Raw genomic sequence first — 19,249 nt, forward strand, 5'->3', positions numbered from 1 at the left:
ATTTCCCCTCTCGTTACTCCGAAATCTTCCGGATTTCTGCCTTTAATTGCTCAACGGTTCTATGGGTATATACGTTTTCGGTTATGTCTGATATAGCGTGTCCCACGATGAGCTTCAAGACATATTCATCCATGTTGCAGGCTTTAGCCTTTGTTATAAATGTGTGTCTGGTTTCATGCGGGCGGTGGTTCATATTCAAGCATTTCATAACCTTTTCAAATCGTTTACGGTATTTATCATATGTCATGTGCGTGCCCTGCTGCCCGTTCGGATCATTAAACAGATACTCAGATTGTAAGCCGGTTGCCTCCTGTAAACGGTTTTTTATTAACGGCTTTATTAATGGATGAATTGGCACAATCCGGTTTTTTCCGGCATCAGTTTTTAATCCGCCTTTCATTGTCTCAGCTTCCAGATCAATATTTTCCACTTTTAAAATAGACAACTCCTGTGGTCTCCATCCGCTGTATATTCCGATCAGCACCATATCAGAAAATGGAATAGTGTCTTTAACCGTCCATAATTGCTCGATTTCTTCAGATGAAAATGGAACAACTTCTTTTGTCCGCTGATGCTTTATCGGATTCCCATTAGCGAACATTACTGAAGCATAGTCCTTATCCACAATGTCGTGTGCTACAGCATATTTATACATCATATTAAATAAACTTTTAATTCTGCTTTTCGTACTGTCTCCGACGTCTGCATTCAAGATTGTACCCTCTAAATGGGAGACTCTTATATCTTTCATACGCATATCATAGAGACCGTTACAATAAGCGTATGCAGCCGTAATTGTTCTGATGCTGGACGGATTCGACAGAGTGGGAAAGTAGCCCTCACTCCATTTGTCGTATACTTCAGAAAAAGTGATACTGTCAGCTTTAATATCGTAAGGATTCTCATTATAATCGGCCAGAGCGATCATGGCTTCCTCTCGAGTAGAGTAATAGCCTATAGTAAAGCGAATCTGCTTACTTTTTCCTGTAACGGTATCTAATACCCATTTATCAGTTTTAACCGCTCTATAAGGCTTAGAACGCTTGCCAGAGAGCTTGTAGACAGTACCAAAGCCATTAGGTAATTTTGTGGGTTTCCCATTTCTTATACGCGGTTTAGTACTTGTGGGGCTATTCATAGGATAACCGCAATGAGGGCAGGCGGCTGCTTTGTCAGATACATCATGTTGACATTCAGGACATTTTAATAACGACATTTAATCACTTCCTTTTTTGTATTCTTTCTTCCATTCGTCAAGTTGTTTTTGAATACAGTGTAGTGCATGAGATTCTAATATAGATACAGGAACGTGTATTGTACCATACGCAGGAGAGCCGAGAACTTCGTAATTCAGCTTTTTACCTATTGTAACTGTCTTTTCTCCATTTGTTAGCATGATGCTTTCTCCTGGTTCTTCTGATTCTACATAGGTCTGAAGATGCTGGTCAAAATGTACGGGAGTATCGTAATCGTTATCTAAATATAGTGATAAGTTACTTAAAAAGCTACCATATATAGCGTAATCTCTCATGATAAAGTTGATGAGATCTACTATATAACCACTTCTTTTTAAAATTTTTAGAGTTTGGATAGCATTATCATCTAATCCAGTTTTTTCGCTTATGTATGAATCTTCAATACGTCTACAATTTGAACGACCAAGTAAATAATCTATGCTTACATTGTAAAGATTTGCTAATTTGCTTGCATATTCAAGAGTAGGATAATTATGTCCTTGTTCATAATTTTGATATGTCTTTAGCACACATCCTATTTTTTCTGATACTTGTGTCTGGTTATATCCAGATTCTTTTCGCAGTTCAACTATTCTGTTTTTTTTATACCAAATAGGAATATCTATTACTTTTCTCATTGATTCAAACCTCTTTTTACGTTTAATTTAGGAATATGAATTCCTTATTGATACTGCTATTATAAGATTACAACGAACGTTCGTCAAGTAATAACTATTGATATTATTATTTTGGAGGTATGGCATGAAGAATCTTGATATAAGAAACTATGCAAAAGAACGCGGGGTCAATCTGTGGGAAGTATCAGAACAATTAGGATATGCACATGAAACAGCTTTTTCAAGAGTATTAAGGCATGAACTCCCAGAGGATAAAAAAGCAGAAATCAAAGCAATAATTGACGAACTGGCAACAGAAGCAGGACGGTGATTTATATGTCAGATATTACATTTGACTGCGCGAATGTTCCGGTATCAGTAGCGGCGCAGGCTCTAAAAATGGATAGTCAGACTGTTCGGCTGCTGCTTCAACAGGGCGTTGTTTCATGGGGGTGTGCATACAAAAGGACACCAAAAAGCCAGCATTATTCTTATCTGATCTATCCTAAAAAATTCTATGAGGAAACAGGCTTTGTTTACAAAGGGGGTGCGGAATCATGACGATAAAGGCAAATAGGATACTGCTAGAGAGACAGGCATCTATAGAGGTAGAATGCATCCATTGGAAAACAATGCAGACAGATTATAGTTATGATCTCGATTTCTACAGATTTTGTGACTGGAAAATAAATTCTTTAAATGAAGAAGCAGAGCAGATACGTTATGTGTTAGAAACGGGGTACTGTGAATGACTGACAATGAAATTTTTGAGAATAACCTGCAGTTTTTTGATGTAAAGAACCGTTACGAGAATAAAGCGCAATGCAGGTGTCCGGCGCATGATGATAAACACGCTTCTTTAACTGTCACAAAGGGGAGAAAATGTACATTGTTTTACTGTCATGCGGGTTGTAAGGTAGATGCAGTTTTACGGGCAGCAGGACTTATGAAGAAAGATACGTTTTATGATGCGGCACCGAGAAGCCCGAACTGGCGAGCCTATGTGGAGGGGAGAGAGAAACGCCGGATTGAAGCAGTTTACCACTACTATTCTATTAACGGTGCATATGCTTTTACCAAGATTAGGCTTGAGGGCAAAAAAATTTTATATGGTAAGTTGGAAAACGGGCGTTTTACTTATGGTATCGGCAGGACAGGAAGGAAGAGCTATAAAGCTATCTATGGTAATGCACAAGCCTTAAATAAGACGATTGCAGAGGGAAATCCTATATTTATACCCGAGGGTGAAAAAGATGTCGATACACTCACAAAACAAGGCTATACAGCGATAACTTACGGCGGGGTTAATGATTGGCAAGCAGATTTCGCACCATTGTTTAAAGATGCCATTGTATATGTCTTGTCAGATAATGATGAGCCAGGGCGTAGAGTTGCAGATAAAATATGTGCTGATCTACAGGAAATTGCTAAGAGCGTAAAAGTAATACTTCCTGTGCCGGATATTGCCAAAGGAGATATAACAGACTACTTTGAAGCAGGGCATAGCAAAGAAGAGTTTGAGAGGCTTCTTCCTTGTGAAATACCCGTTACAGATAACAACCGCATGACAGCAGAAAATCAAGTGAATGATGTCCGTCAAATGCTCATGTACAAGGTTGAATACGACAAGGACGGAAACGAGAAAAGCAGAAAGCTGATCCAGAATGTAAAAAATTTTGAGATAGTGCTAGAGAATGACGGCAGATTCAGAGATAAGATTAAATTTGACGAATTTTCACAGCAAACATATTTAATGGGTAATACACCGTGGGAAGATTCCAGAAATAACTATAGGGCGTGGAGCTCATTTGATGATTCAGCACTGTTTTCTATCTTGCAGTCCGATTATGGACTGACAGGACGTAATGATTATTTTGACGCCGTAAAAAATGTGGCTATGAGGCATAGATTTCATCCGGTCAGAGAATTGCTAGATTCATTTGAATGGGATGAGCAAGAACATATAAGAAAACTGTTACCAGATTATCTGGGGACTGAAGATTCTGACTATAACTATCAGGTCTGGCGGTTGTGGATGCTGGGGGCGGTATCGAGAATTTATCATCCGGGATGCAAATTTGATTACACAGTTATTCTTCAGGGGAGACAAGGGCTCGGGAAGAGCACATTTCTTCAGCTCATGGCTTTAAATGATAGCTGGTTCAATGATTCTCTTGATAGCCTAGATTCGGATAAAGCGGCGCAGTCGCTTATGGGATCATGGATTATAGAACTTGCAGAACTCAAATCTCTCGCACGGACTGCCGGAGGTGTGGATTCAGTGAAGCGATTCTTGACAGCTACACAGGATAAATACCGCGTACCATATGAGCGCAGGGCCGATATATTTCTCAGACAATCGGTATTTGCAGGCACAACGAATAAAAGTGACTTTCTGCAGGATGAAACAGGAAACAGGCGTTTCTTAATTGTTCAGACAGGAGTGAAAGAACCGAAGAAAAGTCTGTTTGATCCGCAAGCCATGGACGATATTAAAGCTGCATGGGCGGAAGCTGTTCATATTTATAAAACTGAGAAACCTAAATTACTGCTGCCTGAATCATGTAAGAAACGTGCTGAAGAATTACAGGCAGAAAGTATGTTAGATGATGGCAAGGTGGGAATCATTCAAGAGTATCTGTCAGACAAACATAGGACGTGTGCAATCGAGATATGGCAGAAAGCATTGAACGAATCGGGACGCCCCGCAAAGTGGCAGGCATCAGAGATTAATAACATTATTCTTAGTTTACCAGATTGGGAGCGCATACCGAATCCAGTTAAATTTGGAGAGTACGGAAGTCAAAGAGGTTTCCGGAGACGTACTACAAACACGTTACTAGAAAAAGATTGTGGTTTCAGTTTGAAAGATTGTAGCAGTGATTTTATGGAAATTTCAGAAACAGAGCTTCCAGGATTACCGTTTGATTAAGATTGTAGCCGAAAATGTAGTAAGAATGTAGACGGCTCAAACCCTTGATTTTCCTATATATTCTACTATTACTACATTCTCTACAAAGAAATAAAAGAGTTATAAGAAATAATAGAGAAGAGGATATATACAGTTATATAAAAGTCTTTGAGATTGTGACCGTAGTTTGTAGTCATTGTAGAAACGGTTTTTATTGTAACGGTTTTTGGAGGTTATTAATGTGAATTACTGGAATTTATACAAAGATGTCTGGGATTTTCACAAGAAGTATGCAGAGGTAAAAAACACGGATGATTATTATTCGGCTCTAGCTGAAGAAAGTTCTGGAATAGCAAAAAAATATGAAAACCATAAATTTGCAGTTGATCTGCTGCTTGCCGTTGTGAATGAGTTGGAGCGTAAGTGTAAGGAGATGGCTAATAATGCAGACAAAACAGTATAAGGATTATATGCGAAGTAATAAATGGAAGCGCAAGAAACAGGAACGCATAGCCATAGATGGTGGCTGTGTGATGTGTGGCAGACCACTTGATAAGATTAGAAGCGTACAGGTGCATCATATCACTTATGCAAGACTGGGGAATGAAAATGTACTTACAGATCTGTGTACATTGTGTGGTTCGTGTCACAAGAAGATTCACGCATATTATAACCGGCGTAGAGCTTAGTGCAACGAATAAGGTGACATCACAAAAAAGGAACTAAAAAACAGCCGTTAAAGGCAGAAAAGAGGTTAAAGATGGGAAAACGTAATTATCCGCAAGCCGGATTAGACAACATGGAACCGTCAACAGTACAGGAAATAGTTGGATCGCTCAAAGAATTGTACGATTTAGGCAGGCCGCAGACGGACGAAGAAACAAAACAGAGAATTGATGATTACTTTTCGTTTTGTGAACGTTCTTCAATTCGTCCCGGGATTGAGTCGCTCTGTATGGCGTTACATATAAGCAGAACAACGCTTTTTCGGTGGAGCCATGGCGAAGACTGTTCGGAATGTAAGAAAGATTTGATTCTTGCGGCAAAGGCTTTTATCGGCGCTTTTCTTGAGCAGGCTATGCTCGGTGGGAAAATTTCTCCACCGTCAGGAATATTCCTTATGAAAAATTGGCTGTCATACAAAGATGCTATCAGTATTGAGGAAAATATACCTGATACACCTACAAGAAAGGTTCTGACTGCTGCCGAATTGCCAACATTAGGAGATACCGCACAGATTAAAACAGAAGAACTTCCGAAGTTGGGGGAGGTACTGGAATGAGTATGAAACGGATTGAAGATATTGTATATTCTGAAATGGAAAATACTATATCTAGTAATGGATACATTCTGGAAACGGTTTTTAGTAACGCTCTTCATATGAAATACGGGTATTCCAGGAGTGCAATAATGCTTGCTATGCGGCGCTTATATGGGAGAATGGCACTAATTAAGCGGAGACTGTCAAATGATTTGAAGAGAGTTTATAAAATTGATCAAAGCGGCTGTCCGATAGTGTATGTGCCAGAAAATGATTTTGACATTAACGAAACTAAATCTATGAATTGAGAAAGGATGGAACACAATATATGCGATACAAGAAATATGTAAAAAAAATTACAGAGACACTGGAGCAGTACAAGAAAGAAGTTGACACATTGGAGGCAGGGCTTTTGTTGGGCAAACAAAAGTTAGATGCAAAAACAAAAGAAATGGAGGGGAAATGGACAGAGGAATATATTCAAAAGTATAGGATAAATAATAACCCTGATATAAATTGTAAGGCTCGATTTCAGGGCTTGAGAGCATGGGCAGAACCTATAATTCTTCATTATCTCGAGGAAATTAAGAAAAGTCTGGATCAGTATTTTAACGCACCAGTAAAGGTCGATTTTGCAAATAAGATTACGACCATAAAATTATCAGGACTGCAGTTGACAGATCTTGAATTCAGCATACTGCAGGAGGGAGCAACGAGTTATATGGAGCGGCGCTTACTTAACCAGTTAGCTGAAAGCAGAACAAAAGAAGCAAGCGTTGCAAAAGCAAAAGATAACGGGCAAATTGAATATGAAAAAGGAACTGTAAAAGATCCGTATATACATCTTGACCTTCCGAATATAGAAGAAATTTATGAAGCCTTTAATAACTATAAGAGGGCGGTTACCGGGTTGCTGTATTCATATGCCGGGCAAAATGCAAAAATGGCGCATTTGCTCGATAATAAGACACCGGATTATGTGGCTATAAACATGGATGTCTATTTTAGAAAAGATGAAGCAGGAAAGTTTTCTACAATTATGGATCAGGCCAATAGTATATTGCCGGAGAATAAGATTAAACGTGAACTCACGGAGAACGACAAACGCTTAATTGATATATTGATAAATCCGCAGTATCCTACTCTTGCAAGAGATAAGGTGATAAAAATTGCTCAGTGCAATGAGGATATTGGAGAACTGTTACGCTTAGATGAACGCTATAAAGATTATCTTCAGGACGAAGAATCTTAAGACGTATGCTTGAGGGAGTAGTGTTATGCTACCCCCTTTTTTTTCAAGTATTAAATCTGACGTATATAAAAATGGTATCAAAAGTAATTGACAACAACAATAATAAGATATAAAATAATAGTATCAAAATTAATGAACGTTAGATTTGATATTAAAAAGGAGCGTCAAATATGTGTATATATGGATATTGCAGGATTAGTACAAAGCAGCAGAGCATTGATCGTCAAATACGGAATATAAAAGCCGAATATGGAGATGCGGTTATTGTAACGGAGATTTACACAGGAACAAAGCAAGATAGACCGGAATGGAATAAATTATACAAAAAAGTAAAGTCGGGAGATACGATTGTGTTTGATAGCGTATCTCGTATGAGCAGGAACGAAGATGAGGGGTTCTGTTTATATGAAGATTTATATACAAAGGGGGTAGAGTTGGTCTTCTTGAAAGAACCGCATATAAACACCGTTACATATAAACACGCATTACAAAGCAATATAGCTCTTACAGGAACGAATGTGGATTATATTTTAGAGGGCGTAAATAAGTATCTTATGGCACTTGCTAAAGAGCAGATAAGACTTGCTTTTGAACAGTCAGAGAAAGAGGTACAGGACTTGCATCAACGTACTAAAGAGGGAATAGAAACAGCAAGATTAAACGGCAAGCAGATCGGACAGCGAAGAGGAGCAAAGCTTACAACAAAGAAATCAATAGAGGCAAAACAACAAATTCAAAGATATAGTAAAGATTTTGATGGATCTTTGTCTGATGTGGATTGTTTAAAACTGACGGGGCTTGCTCGTAACACATATTACAAATACAAAAGAGAATTGAAAGTAGAACTGCAGGGCTGAATGTCCTGCTTTTCTTATGTGTATTTTGGATACCGCCTAGGGGTCTGTAAGGAATGTTTGCATGGCTAGACTAAGTACGTCTTTCTGACTCAAATTTTCAAAAAGGACTATTCATTATTGAATTCAAAATAAAAAGTTGAAAAAGGATATGTTGTGGTAAAATAAAAGAGAAGCTACAAATTATGGAATCAGCTTCTCTTTGGCGAATTGCATCTATCTGTATTATATCAAAAAGGTAGGTGCTGTACAATGACGAATGAACAAATTGTATCCCAGGTAAAAAAAGGTATTTCTGTAACGGAAAATATGCAGCTTTTGTATGAGAAGAATCTGCCTTTAATAAAAAAATTTATACATCCATATATACATTATGAATCAGAAGAGGATTTACTGCAGGAGGCTTATTTTGGATTATGGGAAGCAGTACAGCATTATGAATCTTCGGGAAAGGTTCTATTTATGACTTATGCTCAATATTGGGTGCGTCAGAATGTGCAGCGATATATAGAAAATAATAGCTTCGCAATCAGGATTCCGAGTGCATATAGACAAAAGATAGGTCGTTACAAGAAAGCAGTGCAAGAGCTTAAGCAGGATTTAGGCAGGATGCCAACGGATGATGAAATTTCAGAATATAGTCTGTTGTCTACGTCCGTAATACAGAAGATAAGAATTTATATGCGTGATGTCGTTAGTCTGGATGCTCCGTTAAAAGAAGATGAAAACTCGAGCCTGTCCGATATGGTATCAGATGATTACAACCTTGAAAATGATACAGTTGATAGAATATTCAATGAATATCAAAAAAATGAGATCTGGAATATTGTAGAGCGTTACACAGATAAACAACAAGATCGGATCATTAATGAATATTACAGAAAAGGAAAAACATTATTACAGATTGCTCGGGAGACTGGCTTGAGTTGGGGAAAAGTACGTCAATGCAGGGATGCAGGGATCCAGCGACTTAGAATGACCAAAGCTCAGAGAGAAATAAAACAGAAATTTGAGATTGTTAATGCATCAGTTTATAGAACCGGACTCAATGGATTTAAAGCGCACGGAGATTCAATAGTAGAATATATAGCAGTACGCAATGTAGAATTGGAAGAAAGCTTAAAGCGTGCATATTGACTTAACAAAAGATAAGGAGTATAGTAATAACAGTTGTAAAAAATAGTGGTAAAAGTTGTTTGGTAGCGCGCAGGTAGCACACAAATAATAAGAAAAAGCCAACAAATTAGACATCGACAGTTTCCATTGAGGAAGCAGCAAAGGCAGGTAAGTTCTAGACTGACGATTCATAAATCTGAATCACAGAAACCGCGCTGGCCATATCAGGCCGGTGCGGTTTTTATAAAAGCAAAGAAGCGGGAGGTATGAAATATGAAAGTACTGATGATCAACGGTAGCCCTCACGCCAGAGGAAATACATACATCGCCTTGCGTGAGATGGAAAAGGTATTTGAACAGGAAGGAATAGAGACAGAGATCTTGCATATCGGGAATCAGGCGATCAGGGGATGTGTTGCCTGCGGCTCCTGTGCGAAGGCGGGAAAATGTGTTTTTGAGGACGCCGTGAACGAAGCAGCTTTGAAGTTTGAGAAAAGTGACGGCCTGGTGGTGGCCAGCCCGGTCTACTATGCCTCTGCCAACGCAACACTGGTGGCCTTCCTGGACCGGCTGTTCTACAGCACACATTTTGATAAGACAATGAAAGTAGGAGCCGCTGTGGCGGCGGCCAGAAGGGGCGGGTTATCCGCTGCTTTCGACGAATTGAACAAGTATTTTACGATCTCAGGCATGCCGGTGGCGTCCGGACAATACTGGAACAGTATACACGGCGCTGCTCAGGGAGAGGCCAGTCAGGATCTGGAAGGTCTTCAGATTATGCGGACGCTTGCGAGAAACATGTCCTTTCTTATGAAGAGCATAGAACTGGGAAAAGAAAAATACGGGCTTCCGGAAAAGGAAGAATTCTGCAGGACAAATTTTATCCGCTAGGAAAATAGACAGTATATCGACAGAAATCTGGCTTTTTCCAGAGACATCCGGAGGATTATGAAAAACAGCTGAAAAATTTCGGCTGTTTTTTCTTTACAAGAAGGAAATAAAATGATATCATAAAGATATCAAAAGTATATTCCTTAATCTGAAGGAGGACGTTACAATGGAAGAAAAAGTTCTGAAGAATAAAAAACATGGAATGCTGGCGCTGATCCTGACAACTCTTTTGTATGCGGCGGCGATCGCAGGTTGTGTGTTCGGCGGAATGCTGATCAGTGACGGCGGAAGCGCGGCACTTCTGGTAGTCAGTATCATCTGGCTCTGTATCGGATGGATTCCGTACTGCGGGCTGAAAGTATTAAAACCCCAGGAAGCACTGGTACTTACCTTATTTGGCAAATATGTAGGCACCCTCAAGGATGACGGATTCTATTTTGTGAATCCTTTCTGTACAAGTGTGAATCCGGCCGCGGATACCCATCTGCACCAGAGCGGAGACGTGGACAACAAGGTATCCAAGCCGGCTATGTCGCTGTCATTCAATATGGGAAAGACAGAGGTGGATCTTTCCGGAAAAAGGATCTCTCTGAAGATTATGACTCTGAACAATAACAGGCAGAAAATCAATGACTGTCTTGGCAATCCGGTGGAGATCGGGATCGCAGTCATGTGGCGGGTGGTGGACACGGCCAAAGCTGTGTTCCGTGTGGATAATTATAAGGAATATCTTTCCCTGCAATGTGATACGGCTCTTCGGAATATCGTCCGTATTTATCCGTACGATGTGGCGCCGAATGTGGATACGACAGGAGACGGTATTGCAGATGAGGGCAGTCTGAGAGGCTCCAGCGAGGTTGTGGCAGCCAGAATCCGGGATGAAATCCAGAACAGAGTGAAAGAAGCCGGACTGGAGATTATAGAGGCCAGGATCACCTATCTGGCATATGCTCCGGAGATCGCGGCTGTGATGCTCCAGAGACAGCAGGCGTCGGCGATCGTGGATGCCAGAAAGATGATCGTGGACGGAGCGGTCGGAATGGTGGAGATGGCTCTGGACCGGTTGAGCCAGAATGGAGTTGTGGAACTGGATGAAGAGAGAAAGGCCGCGATGGTATCCAACCTGCTTGTCGTGCTCTGTGGCAATAGGGAGGCGCAGCCGGTAGTGAATTCAGGCAGCCTTTATTAGATTTGAAAGTAGAGATGGTTTTATGGCCGATTCAAAGAAAAAACAGATTCCGTTAAGACTTTCCGCTAAGTTGTACGACGCTCTCGCAGCCTGGGCAGAAGATGATTTCCGTTCCGTCAACGGGCAGATCGAATATCTGTTGACAGAGTGCGTGCGTCAGAGAAAGAAAAACGGGAAATATGTATCCGAACATCTGGATGAACCTCCGGATCTGGATATTAAATGAATTCAACATGTGAAAATGTGAAAAATCTGTGAACGGGGCCGTGTACCTTTTAAAAGGTACACGGCCCCGTTCACAGAATGCTTGTGTGAAAATCCAGAATAAGTTATAATATAAAAGTGTCTGTTTCGGAGAAGTGAGTAAATGATAAAAATATAAGTGGAAAGGAATAGATGAAAATGCGCAAAACAACAATAAATCTGACTTTGACGGCCATGTTCCTGGCTATCGGAATGGTACTGCCGTTTCTGACAGGACAGATCCCTCAGATCGGAAATATGATGCTTCCCATGCACATACCGGTTTTGTTGTGCGGGCTGATCTGTGGATGGCAGTATGGGGCGGTGCTGGGATTTATCCTGCCGATCGTGAGATATTTTGTCTTCGGCATGCCGGTATTATTCCCAACGGGGATTGCGATGGCATTTGAGATGATGACATACGGTCTGGTGATCGGACTGATGTATGGTCTGTCCAGGTGGAAATGTATCGTATCTCTTTACAGGGCGCTGATCACAGCCATGATAGCAGGACGCCTTGTCTGGGCAATTGTTCAGATGATTCTTCTTGGGATATCCGGCGGGGCCTTTACGATGAAGATGTTTCTGGCAGGGGCGTTTTTTAATGCGGTGCCGGGCATCCTCATCCAGCTTATCCTGATCCCTGCCGTTATGGCGGCTCTGAACCGCACCGGACTGGTAACGTGCCAGATGCGGCATTCACCAAGGCCGGAGGAGTCATAGTTTCAGGATCCTGTCAGGAGAAGTATCTGCGGATAAGGCACGATACAACTCCGGCAGCGCACAGTCCAAAGAGGGCATTGTGCATGGAGCCGTATACTTCAAGAGCCCCTTTGAGGCCGTACAGAAATTCCGGAGATTCCGGAAGAAAACGATAGAGCAGGAAAGAAAGATAGGAGGACAGAAATACCAGAAGAAAAGAGAAAAGTCCTCTTCCAGTATCTTCTTTCCATGTATCCCTGCCATCTCTTACGCGCACTTTGGTCATGGACCACAGAAGAGAAATAAATTCGAACAGAAGGAAAATAGCCATAATACAGACATAGGGTGCAAGAGACGGAGAAAGTTGCCGAGTATTGAATGCCTCTGCAATATCTCCGTACGGAGCGCTGGCTCTCCAGAAAGTATAGGTTACATATATGGCGACAGCCAGGATCAAGGCAGCTGTCAGGCTCCGTATAGCGGCTGCCGTGACTCGTGACAGAACACGGCCGCCTTTTTGGATGGGAGCGGCGAGCGGGACTAAGCGGCGGCGTTTCTGACGTCTGCTGTCCCTTATATCAGTTCTTTTGTTATCTTCCGGATCGTATTCGTTAAGAGGAGCAAAAGAATCTGTTCTGTCTTGATCATTTCTTCTGTTTTTTGTGATGATTTCATCAGTATCCGCCCAATCCGTTTTCGTTTCGTCGTAGACGACTTCAAAATCATCATCAAAAAAATCCGAAATGTTTTTTCTATGCCTCATAGAAAACCTCGCTTTCTGAAGATCTCTTCATCCGAAGATGATTTACATGGGAAATATCTCTAATGGTATAACTTTTTAGCCTATTGTACAAGTAAAGACCAGTAATTTAAAAAAATTTTTATTTTTCGATAAAGTATTACAAAAGTGTAAGCCGGACTGAGGAAATTGTAAGCTGTCTCGATGGAAATCCGGAAGAGCCCCTGATAGGATAGAGTTGTAAAGATAAAACAGGATTTCCGGACAGGAGGGACAGAAATGGAAAAAGGGGAAATCAGAGAGAAAAGGAGCAAAAGCAGGAGGATACCGCGTATGCTCAGCTGGGTTATGCTGGCACTTCTGGTCATGATCGTAGTTCCCGTCGGCGCGCTGATGTTTGTAATATCCGGAGTCTGGTCCGCGGTGGACCGGGTTCTCCTTAAGTTCAGTAAGTAGATTTAACAGGATATACATTCTTTTTACAGGATTATAGAATTCTTTTCAAAATCTTAAGAAATACCTTCCTGTTATCTTAAGAACACTTTTTTACAATAGGACCATATGATGAAAGGAAGGATTTACATTATGAAATATATTACATTTGCCGTTCCCTGCTATAATTCTCAGGACTATATGAGACGGTGCGTGGATTCCCTCCTTCCGGGAGGAACAGATGTAGAGATTATTCTGATCGATGATGGTTCTTCAGACGGCACCGCGAAGATCGCGGATGAATATCAGTTGTTGTATCCTGACATTGTCAGGGTCGTACATAAGGAAAACGGCGGCCACGGTTCCGGAGTAAACAAAGGGTTGGAGCTGGCAGAAGGCCTTTATTATAAAGTGGTGGATTCTGATGACTGGCTGGATGTGGAGGCATGCGGTAAGCTTCTTGACAGGATCCGGCTGTTATGCACCCGAATTTCCGGAGGCATTGGCTGTGAAAAGGAAGAAAACGTTCTGTCAGAGATTCCGGATCTTTTTGTCTGTAATTATGTTTATGACCATCTGGATGAAGGAACCTGTCGTGTGATGGACTACCGGAATATCTTTCCGGTGGATCAGATGTGTTCCTGGGATGAGATCGGCCGCTTCAGACCCTCTCAGTATCTGATCATGCATTCGCTGATGTTTCGGACAGAAGTGCTGCGCAGATCAGGAGTCAGGCTTCCGGAACATACATTCTATGTAGATAATCTGTTTTCCTACCAGCCGCTTCCATACGTAAAAGGGATCTATTACATGGATATCGATCTGTATCATTACTATTTGGGGCGGGAAGATCAGTCTGTGAATGAAAAGGTACTGATGAAGCGCATTGACCAGCAGATCCGGGTAACAGAACTTGTAGCCCGCAGTGTGGATCTGGCTCAGGTGAAAAAACAATATCCGAAACTGGCGTCCTATATGACCAGGAATATTTCTATCATGCTGGCTATATCCTCTATCCATCTGCTTCTCATACAGACCGCGGAGGCGGAAAAAAAGCGAAAGGATATGTGGGAGAATATCCGGAGATATAATGCCGCGCTTTATTACAGGCTGCGTTATTCAACTCTGAGCGGGCTGACTTATCTTCCAGGAAAGCTGGGAGGGAAGCTGACGGTAGGAGGATATCGTTTCGCCAGAAAGATTTATCAGTTTCAGTGATGATATTACAAAATATACAGAAGAGGGAGATTGGAAGTTATGGCACAGATTTATATTGCTTTTGTAGATACTCCCGGCTTTTTTGCCGGTATTATACGCAGAGTTATAAAGCAAAAGTATATTCATGTGGTCCTGTCACTTGATCCATATCTTGAAGAGGCTTACAGTATCGGCAGAAGACATCCCAGCGTTCCCCTTATTGCCGGATTTGAAAAGGAAGATAAAAAGAAGATTTTGCGGGCATTCCCTACGGCCGATTATATGATCTGCAGTGTGGAGTGTACAGTGGAACAGAAGAAATATATTGAACAAGAGCTGAAAAAAGCGATGAAGAGGCGATTCCAGTATCATTATGCGGTGATCGGACTTCCGTTTATTCTTATGCAGCGTCCTTTTTTTCAGAAAGGGCATTATACATGTTCCTCCTATGTGGCCAAACTGCTGGAAGAAGCGGGAATCTGCAGTCTGGGAAAACATTTTTCCCTGGTGACTCCAAAAGATTTCTATGAGTATGAGAAAAAAGAAAAGATTTTCGAGGGAAGGCTGAGTGAGCTTGTGGGATCCAAAAGACCGGTGTATGCTCCGGGATCCGGCCCGGTCCTGCCTGCGGTACGTCCTGCGTTCGCAGGATCTGTTTACATGCGTGGCCCCGTAAGTCGGAGGGAGAAAGCATGAGTGTAAAAAAGCGGGCCCTGCAGATCGTGCTGTTCCTTGTAATTATGCTGCTGACATTTTATGCCTTGTTCAGCGGCCGCAATTTGACGCAGATTGCCCGTTCAGTGTCGGAAATGTCGCCGCTGTATCTCATTCCCGCGGTGGGACTGGCTGTTTTTTTTGTGTGCGCTGAAGGTTACATGATCTGGTATCTTCTTCGTTCTATGAAAGCTCAGAAAAACGGCGGAAGGGCAAGCACACTTTTCCGTTGTATTCAGTATTCTTTTATCGGATTCTTTTATTCCGGAATTACTCCCTCCGCATCAGGGGGACAGCCGATACAGCTTTATTATATGAACAAGGACGGAAACCGCGGGTCTGACAGTACAGTCGTCCTTATGACCGTGGCGGTGGCCTATAAATTTGTGCTGGTGGTGATGGGATTCGGGATCCTCTTGTTCTGGTTTCGTCCGCTTACGGGAGAACTAGGGAAATATTTTCCACTGTATCTTCTCGGACTGGGACTGAATGTGATCCTTGTCATCGTGATCCTGGGGGTGATGCTGTTCCCGAAGATCATGTTGAAAGCGGCGCTGTTTTTTGAACGGCTTTTTATCCGGATGAAGATATGGAAGCCATCCGATCAGAGAGAAGAGAAGATCCTGACATTTATTGACAGTTATCAGAACGCCGTGGCCTGGCTGAAGGAACATAAGGGAAAACTTCTCATTGTGATACTTGTTACTTTTATCCAGAGATGCAGTGTGTTCGTTCTGACGTATATGGTCTATCTTGGATTCGGCCTGGAAGGAACCGGCGCGGCAAAAGTGATCCTTCTGCAGGCATCTGTGTATATTGCCGTGGACATGCTTCCTCTGCCAGGAGCACAGGGGATTACAGAGCTTATGTATCAGGCGGTGTTTGCCCGTGTGTTTACCGGAACATACCTGATCCCGTCGATGCTGGTCAGCCGGGGAATTAATTTTTATTTTCTTCTTGTGGTGAGCCTGGCAGTAGTAATTGCCGTGCGAGTCGCAGAAAAGAGGAAAAAACATTAAGGGAGGTTTTGCGATGCAGTACAGAGAACTGGGAAGGACGGGTTTAAAAGTCAGCGAGATCGGTCTGGGAGCTGAGTGGCTGGAGCGCCATAACGCAGAAGAAGTCAAAGAAGTCATTGACTGCTGCGAAAGGTTCGGGATCAATATCCTGGACTGCTGGATGTCAGAGCCCAATGTCCGCACAAATATTGGAAAGGCACTGGAGGGGAAAAGAGACCGGTGGATCATACAGGGGCACTTTGGCTCCACATGGCAGCAAGGCCAGTACGTCCGGACCAGAGAGATGGACAAAGTCAGAATAGCGTTTGAAGATCTTCTGATCCGCCTTAAAACAGATTATATTGATCTGGGAATGATTCATTTTGTGGATGAAGAGACAGAATTTCACCGCATTATGGAAGGAGAATTTCTGGACTATGTAAAAGAACAGAAGGAGAAAGGAGTCATCCGCCATATCGGGATGAGTACCCATAATCCGAGGGTGGCGAAGCTGGCGGCTTTAAGCGGGGAGATTGAAATGATCCTGTTCAGTATCAATCCGGCGTTTGATCTGCTTCCCGCAAGCGAGGACCTGAATACATATTTTGCAGAGACCTATGAGGAAAATCTGGGAGGCATCGATCCCGAGAGGCAGGAACTTTATCAGATCTGTGAGCAGAGAGGAGTCGGCATTACAGTGATGAAAGGATATGCGGGAGGAAGACTGTTCTCTGCGCAGACGTCACCTTTCGGTGTGGCTCTCACTCCGGTCCAGTGCATCCATTATGCCCTGACAAGACCGGCAGTGGCCAGCGTACTGGCAGGATATGATACGCCGGAACATGTAAAAGCGGCAGTCGCGTACGAGACTGCTTCGGAAGAGGAGAAGGACTATGCCAGCGTTCTCGCAAATGCGCCGCATCATGCCTATTCAGGGCAGTGTACCTACTGCGGTCACTGCGCTCCTTGTCCTGCGGGAATCGATATCGCCATGGTCAATAAGCTTTATGACCTTGCCACAATGCAGGAAGAAGTTCCCGAGGCCGTCCGAGGGCATTATACTGCTCTCTCCGCAAACGCAGGAAACTGTATTGCCTGTGGCGGATGTGAAGAGCGCTGCCCCTTTGACGTGCCTGTTATCGACAGGATGAAAAAAGCAGACGCGTTATTTCAATAGACGCGGAGGGGGAGTGCATGAAACAGAGGATCCTGGTCGTGGATGACGAGAAAGGCATCGTGTCTCTTCTGAAAGATTATTTTGAGATTCAGGGATATGAGGTGATAACAGCAGGCGGAGGTCTGGAGGCGGTAAAGAAGGCTGACGCCGGCCCGGACATGATCCTGCTGGATATCAATATGCCGGATCTGGACGGCTTGAGTGTCTGCCGCCAAATCCGGGAAAAGGTTTCCTGTCCGATCCTGTTCCTGACGGCACGTGTGGAAGAAAAAGACCGGATCACCGGGCTGATGACAGGAGGGGATGATTATATCATAAAACCCTTCAGCATAGAGGAACTCGGGGCGCGGGTAATGGCGCATTTTCGCAGGGAGGAACGGAAAAGGCATCCGGGAGCGGTCAAAAAAGAGGGAGAACTGACGATTTATTATCAGGAACGGACTGTGTTCTGTGGTTTGCGCAGAATTGAGCTGACGCGTACGGAATACGATATCCTGGCGTTTCTTTCCCTGCATTCTGGACAGGTATTCAGCAAGGAGAAGATTTATGAGAGAGTAAGGGGGTATGACGCTGCCGGCGACAGTTCCATTGTAGCCGAGCATGTCCGGCGGATCCGGGGCAAGATCGCGCAATACACAGATCAGGAAGTGATACGTACAGTGTGGGGAGTGGGCTATCAGTGGATTGGCTGGACGAAAAAATAGAACAGATAAAAAAGAGAATACAGGATCTGTCTTTAAAATGGGCGCTGGCGGCATATCTGCTGCTGGCCCTTTTTGCTGCATTTCTATTTACCTGGATCATACAGCAGTTCTGTATCTTATGCTGCAATGAGGTTCTGCGTCCATATGGAGTGGATCTGTACCAGGAAAGGATCATGGGGAATCTCTATTATACCGGGGCAAAGTCAGTCTGGTATAACCTGACTGAAGGCGAGCAGATAAAAGTCAGAATCTGTCTGACTTTTGAACAGATGCGAAAAGAGATCGTCTCAGACCGTGAAGAGCTCTGGCGCCAGATTGGAGAGCAGAAGGAAGTGAATGCGGCCTTCGCCCATGATATGCGTACCCCCCTGACTGTGCTGAGAGGGTATGCCGAGCTTTTATACCGTTATACACCGGAGGGGAAAATCAATGAGGAAAAACTGACTTCCACGTTAAAACTCATGTCCAGGCATCTAAGACGCCTGGAGGATTACACGAAAACAATGAGGCAGATCCGGAGTTTTGAAGAGATCGAGCCACGAAAAGCTCAGATCTCGGTGAGATCTCTGTGGAAGCGCATTGACGGGATCGCCGGATCCCTCAATGCTGTGGGGGATATCCAGATCGTGCAGGAACAGGAGGGAGCGCTTCCAAATGAGAGCTTGTGGCTGGATGAATCTCTGTTTCTTGAAGTTCTGGAAAACCTGCTTTCAAACGCACTGCGGTATGCCGGAAGCAAGGTGGAGCTTTCACTTGAATATGAGAGAGAAACAGGCATGCTTTTTCTTTTTGTGCATGACGATGGAAGCGGATTCGATGAGGAAAGCCTCAGATCGGCGGCAGAACCGTATTTCAGAGGCGAGGAAAAGGATCCGGGGGAACATTTTGGGATCGGTCTGCATGTCTGCCGGATGATCGCCGGGAAGCACGGAGGTGAACTGAGCCTGGCCAACAGTATGGACGGCGGCGCTTTTGCCAGTGTTTCCTTTTTCTGCAGAAAATCTTAAAACTTTATAG

General features: G+C 43.1%; 25 protein-coding genes. 22 read left to right on the plus strand and 3 right to left on the minus strand.

The features are described 5' to 3' along the window. Positions 1–13: 13 nt before the first annotated feature. Positions 14–1,216 carry a tyrosine-type recombinase/integrase gene (locus tag BQ7367_RS11365; RefSeq protein WP_072525536.1) on the minus strand — a complete coding sequence of 401 codons (1,203 nt, stop codon included), beginning with the start codon at positions 1,214–1,216 and terminating at the stop codon, positions 14–16. Further along, entirely contained in the window at positions 1,217–1,873 is a 657-nt protein-coding gene (locus tag BQ7367_RS11370; RefSeq protein ID WP_072525537.1) for a helix-turn-helix domain-containing protein, read from the minus strand. Positions 1,874–1,997: 124 nt separating this feature from the next. Here BQ7367_RS11370 and BQ7367_RS11375 point away from each other — a divergent pair, with 124 nt between their 5' ends. The 15 genes from BQ7367_RS11375 (at position 1,998) to BQ7367_RS11445 (ending at position 12,292) form a co-directional block, all read left to right on the plus strand. Then, positions 1,998–2,183: a hypothetical protein gene (locus BQ7367_RS11375; protein ID WP_072525538.1), complete on the plus strand. Its 186-nt coding sequence runs from the start codon at positions 1,998–2,000 to the stop codon at positions 2,181–2,183. Positions 2,184–2,188: 5 nt separating this feature from the next. Beyond that, positions 2,189–2,413, plus strand: coding sequence for a hypothetical protein (locus tag BQ7367_RS11380; protein ID WP_072525539.1), 225 nt, complete (start codon positions 2,189–2,191; stop codon positions 2,411–2,413). After that, positions 2,410–2,604, plus strand: a complete 195-nt coding sequence (locus tag BQ7367_RS11385) for a hypothetical protein (RefSeq protein ID WP_072525540.1) — start codon at positions 2,410–2,412, stop codon at positions 2,602–2,604. The genes BQ7367_RS11380 and BQ7367_RS11385 overlap by 4 nt, the downstream gene beginning before the upstream one ends. Next, on the plus strand, positions 2,601–4,784 hold the full coding sequence (locus BQ7367_RS11390; protein WP_072525541.1) for a virulence-associated E family protein: 2,184 nt from the start codon (positions 2,601–2,603) through the stop codon (positions 4,782–4,784). Before BQ7367_RS11385 ends, BQ7367_RS11390 begins: the two co-directional genes overlap by 4 nt. 220 nt (positions 4,785–5,004) lie before the next feature. Beyond that, complete coding sequence (locus tag BQ7367_RS14355; RefSeq protein WP_072525542.1) at positions 5,005–5,226, plus strand: hypothetical protein; 222 nt, start codon at positions 5,005–5,007, stop codon at positions 5,224–5,226. After that, entirely contained in the window at positions 5,207–5,452 is a 246-nt protein-coding gene (locus BQ7367_RS11400) for an HNH endonuclease signature motif containing protein (RefSeq protein ID WP_072525543.1), read from the plus strand. Before BQ7367_RS14355 ends, BQ7367_RS11400 begins: the two co-directional genes overlap by 20 nt. A gap of 71 nt (positions 5,453–5,523) precedes the next feature. Then, a complete protein-coding gene (locus BQ7367_RS11405; protein WP_072525544.1) occupies positions 5,524–6,045 on the plus strand; it encodes a hypothetical protein in 522 nt (173 codons plus the stop codon). Positions 6,046–6,047: 2 nt separating this feature from the next. Next, the gene (locus BQ7367_RS11410; RefSeq protein ID WP_207647045.1) at positions 6,048–6,332 is read left to right on the plus strand and encodes a hypothetical protein; all 285 of its coding nucleotides are present in this window, start codon (positions 6,048–6,050) and stop codon (positions 6,330–6,332) included. Further along, positions 6,329–7,276 carry a hypothetical protein gene (locus BQ7367_RS11415; RefSeq protein ID WP_207647046.1) on the plus strand — a complete coding sequence of 316 codons (948 nt, stop codon included), beginning with the start codon at positions 6,329–6,331 and terminating at the stop codon, positions 7,274–7,276. Before BQ7367_RS11410 ends, BQ7367_RS11415 begins: the two co-directional genes overlap by 4 nt. 170 nt (positions 7,277–7,446) lie before the next feature. Then, positions 7,447–8,133: a recombinase family protein gene (locus BQ7367_RS11420; RefSeq protein WP_072525547.1), complete on the plus strand. Its 687-nt coding sequence runs from the start codon at positions 7,447–7,449 to the stop codon at positions 8,131–8,133. Positions 8,134–8,382: 249 nt separating this feature from the next. Then, positions 8,383–9,267, plus strand: a complete 885-nt coding sequence (locus tag BQ7367_RS11425; RefSeq protein WP_072525548.1) for a sigma-70 family RNA polymerase sigma factor — start codon at positions 8,383–8,385, stop codon at positions 9,265–9,267. 252 nt (positions 9,268–9,519) lie between these two features. Continuing rightward, positions 9,520–10,137: a flavodoxin family protein gene (locus tag BQ7367_RS11430; protein WP_072525549.1), complete on the plus strand. Its 618-nt coding sequence runs from the start codon at positions 9,520–9,522 to the stop codon at positions 10,135–10,137. Between the two features lie 166 nt (positions 10,138–10,303). Continuing rightward, positions 10,304–11,326, plus strand: a complete 1,023-nt coding sequence (locus BQ7367_RS11435) for an SPFH domain-containing protein (RefSeq protein ID WP_072525550.1) — start codon at positions 10,304–10,306, stop codon at positions 11,324–11,326. A 22-nt stretch (positions 11,327–11,348) separates the two neighbouring features. After that, positions 11,349–11,552, plus strand: a complete 204-nt coding sequence (locus BQ7367_RS11440) for a type II toxin-antitoxin system antitoxin (protein WP_072525551.1) — start codon at positions 11,349–11,351, stop codon at positions 11,550–11,552. A 176-nt stretch (positions 11,553–11,728) separates the two neighbouring features. Further along, complete coding sequence (locus BQ7367_RS11445; RefSeq protein ID WP_083588935.1) at positions 11,729–12,292, plus strand: ECF transporter S component; 564 nt, start codon at positions 11,729–11,731, stop codon at positions 12,290–12,292. A 13-nt stretch (positions 12,293–12,305) separates the two neighbouring features. Here the strand turns inward: BQ7367_RS11445 and BQ7367_RS11450 are convergent, their stop codons facing one another. Further along, entirely contained in the window at positions 12,306–13,034 is a 729-nt protein-coding gene (locus tag BQ7367_RS11450; RefSeq protein ID WP_072525553.1) for a hypothetical protein, read from the minus strand. A gap of 255 nt (positions 13,035–13,289) precedes the next feature. Here BQ7367_RS11450 and BQ7367_RS14505 point away from each other — a divergent pair, with 255 nt between their 5' ends. The 7 genes from BQ7367_RS14505 (at position 13,290) to BQ7367_RS11480 (ending at position 19,239) form a co-directional block, all read left to right on the plus strand. Continuing rightward, positions 13,290–13,466 (plus strand): hypothetical protein, encoded by a 177-nt coding sequence (locus BQ7367_RS14505; RefSeq protein WP_159431656.1) that lies wholly within the window; start codon positions 13,290–13,292, stop codon positions 13,464–13,466. A gap of 129 nt (positions 13,467–13,595) precedes the next feature. Beyond that, positions 13,596–14,660, plus strand: coding sequence for a glycosyltransferase (locus BQ7367_RS11455; protein WP_072525554.1), 1,065 nt, complete (start codon positions 13,596–13,598; stop codon positions 14,658–14,660). 39 nt (positions 14,661–14,699) lie between these two features. Continuing rightward, positions 14,700–15,335 (plus strand): hypothetical protein, encoded by a 636-nt coding sequence (locus tag BQ7367_RS11460; protein ID WP_235837594.1) that lies wholly within the window; start codon positions 14,700–14,702, stop codon positions 15,333–15,335. Beyond that, positions 15,332–16,372, plus strand: a complete 1,041-nt coding sequence (locus BQ7367_RS11465) for a lysylphosphatidylglycerol synthase transmembrane domain-containing protein (RefSeq protein ID WP_072525555.1) — start codon at positions 15,332–15,334, stop codon at positions 16,370–16,372. The genes BQ7367_RS11460 and BQ7367_RS11465 overlap by 4 nt, the downstream gene beginning before the upstream one ends. 13 nt (positions 16,373–16,385) lie before the next feature. Then, complete coding sequence (locus BQ7367_RS11470) at positions 16,386–17,528, plus strand: aldo/keto reductase (RefSeq protein ID WP_072525556.1); 1,143 nt, start codon at positions 16,386–16,388, stop codon at positions 17,526–17,528. Between the two features lie 17 nt (positions 17,529–17,545). Further along, positions 17,546–18,232 (plus strand): response regulator transcription factor, encoded by a 687-nt coding sequence (locus BQ7367_RS11475; protein ID WP_072525557.1) that lies wholly within the window; start codon positions 17,546–17,548, stop codon positions 18,230–18,232. Next, complete coding sequence (locus BQ7367_RS11480; protein WP_072525558.1) at positions 18,208–19,239, plus strand: sensor histidine kinase; 1,032 nt, start codon at positions 18,208–18,210, stop codon at positions 19,237–19,239. Before BQ7367_RS11475 ends, BQ7367_RS11480 begins: the two co-directional genes overlap by 25 nt. The last annotated feature ends 10 nt before the right edge of the window (positions 19,240–19,249 follow it).

It is taken from the genome of Clostridium sp. Marseille-P3244 (assembly GCF_900120155.1).
GTDB lineage: Bacteria > Bacillota > Clostridia > Lachnospirales > Lachnospiraceae > Mediterraneibacter.

Excerpts from the sequence above, each read along its gene's own strand:
- BQ7367_RS11365 (WP_072525536.1), bottom strand. The coding sequence starts at position 1,216 with ATGTCGTTATTAAAATGTCCTGAATGTCAACATGATGTATCTGACAAA.
- BQ7367_RS11370 (WP_072525537.1), bottom strand. The coding sequence starts at position 1,873 with ATGAGAAAAGTAATAGATATTCCTATTTGGTATAAAAAAAACAGAATA.
- BQ7367_RS11375 (WP_072525538.1), top strand. The coding sequence starts at position 1,998 with ATGAAGAATCTTGATATAAGAAACTATGCAAAAGAACGCGGGGTCAAT.
- BQ7367_RS11380 (WP_072525539.1), top strand. The coding sequence starts at position 2,189 with ATGTCAGATATTACATTTGACTGCGCGAATGTTCCGGTATCAGTAGCG.
- BQ7367_RS11385 (WP_072525540.1), top strand. The coding sequence starts at position 2,410 with ATGACGATAAAGGCAAATAGGATACTGCTAGAGAGACAGGCATCTATA.
- BQ7367_RS11390 (WP_072525541.1), top strand. The coding sequence starts at position 2,601 with ATGACTGACAATGAAATTTTTGAGAATAACCTGCAGTTTTTTGATGTA.
- BQ7367_RS11400 (WP_072525543.1), top strand. The coding sequence starts at position 5,207 with ATGCAGACAAAACAGTATAAGGATTATATGCGAAGTAATAAATGGAAG.
- BQ7367_RS11405 (WP_072525544.1), top strand. The coding sequence starts at position 5,524 with ATGGGAAAACGTAATTATCCGCAAGCCGGATTAGACAACATGGAACCG.
- BQ7367_RS11410 (WP_207647045.1), top strand. The coding sequence starts at position 6,048 with ATGAAACGGATTGAAGATATTGTATATTCTGAAATGGAAAATACTATA.
- BQ7367_RS11420 (WP_072525547.1), top strand. The coding sequence starts at position 7,447 with ATGTGTATATATGGATATTGCAGGATTAGTACAAAGCAGCAGAGCATT.
- BQ7367_RS11425 (WP_072525548.1), top strand. The coding sequence starts at position 8,383 with ATGACGAATGAACAAATTGTATCCCAGGTAAAAAAAGGTATTTCTGTA.
- BQ7367_RS11430 (WP_072525549.1), top strand. The coding sequence starts at position 9,520 with ATGAAAGTACTGATGATCAACGGTAGCCCTCACGCCAGAGGAAATACA.
- BQ7367_RS11435 (WP_072525550.1), top strand. The coding sequence starts at position 10,304 with ATGGAAGAAAAAGTTCTGAAGAATAAAAAACATGGAATGCTGGCGCTG.
- BQ7367_RS11440 (WP_072525551.1), top strand. The coding sequence starts at position 11,349 with ATGGCCGATTCAAAGAAAAAACAGATTCCGTTAAGACTTTCCGCTAAG.
- BQ7367_RS11445 (WP_083588935.1), top strand. The coding sequence starts at position 11,729 with ATGCGCAAAACAACAATAAATCTGACTTTGACGGCCATGTTCCTGGCT.
- BQ7367_RS11450 (WP_072525553.1), bottom strand. The coding sequence starts at position 13,034 with ATGAGGCATAGAAAAAACATTTCGGATTTTTTTGATGATGATTTTGAA.
- BQ7367_RS14505 (WP_159431656.1), top strand. The coding sequence starts at position 13,290 with ATGGAAAAAGGGGAAATCAGAGAGAAAAGGAGCAAAAGCAGGAGGATA.
- BQ7367_RS11455 (WP_072525554.1), top strand. The coding sequence starts at position 13,596 with ATGAAATATATTACATTTGCCGTTCCCTGCTATAATTCTCAGGACTAT.
- BQ7367_RS11460 (WP_235837594.1), top strand. The coding sequence starts at position 14,700 with ATGGCACAGATTTATATTGCTTTTGTAGATACTCCCGGCTTTTTTGCC.
- BQ7367_RS11465 (WP_072525555.1), top strand. The coding sequence starts at position 15,332 with ATGAGTGTAAAAAAGCGGGCCCTGCAGATCGTGCTGTTCCTTGTAATT.
- BQ7367_RS11470 (WP_072525556.1), top strand. The coding sequence starts at position 16,386 with ATGCAGTACAGAGAACTGGGAAGGACGGGTTTAAAAGTCAGCGAGATC.
- BQ7367_RS11475 (WP_072525557.1), top strand. The coding sequence starts at position 17,546 with ATGAAACAGAGGATCCTGGTCGTGGATGACGAGAAAGGCATCGTGTCT.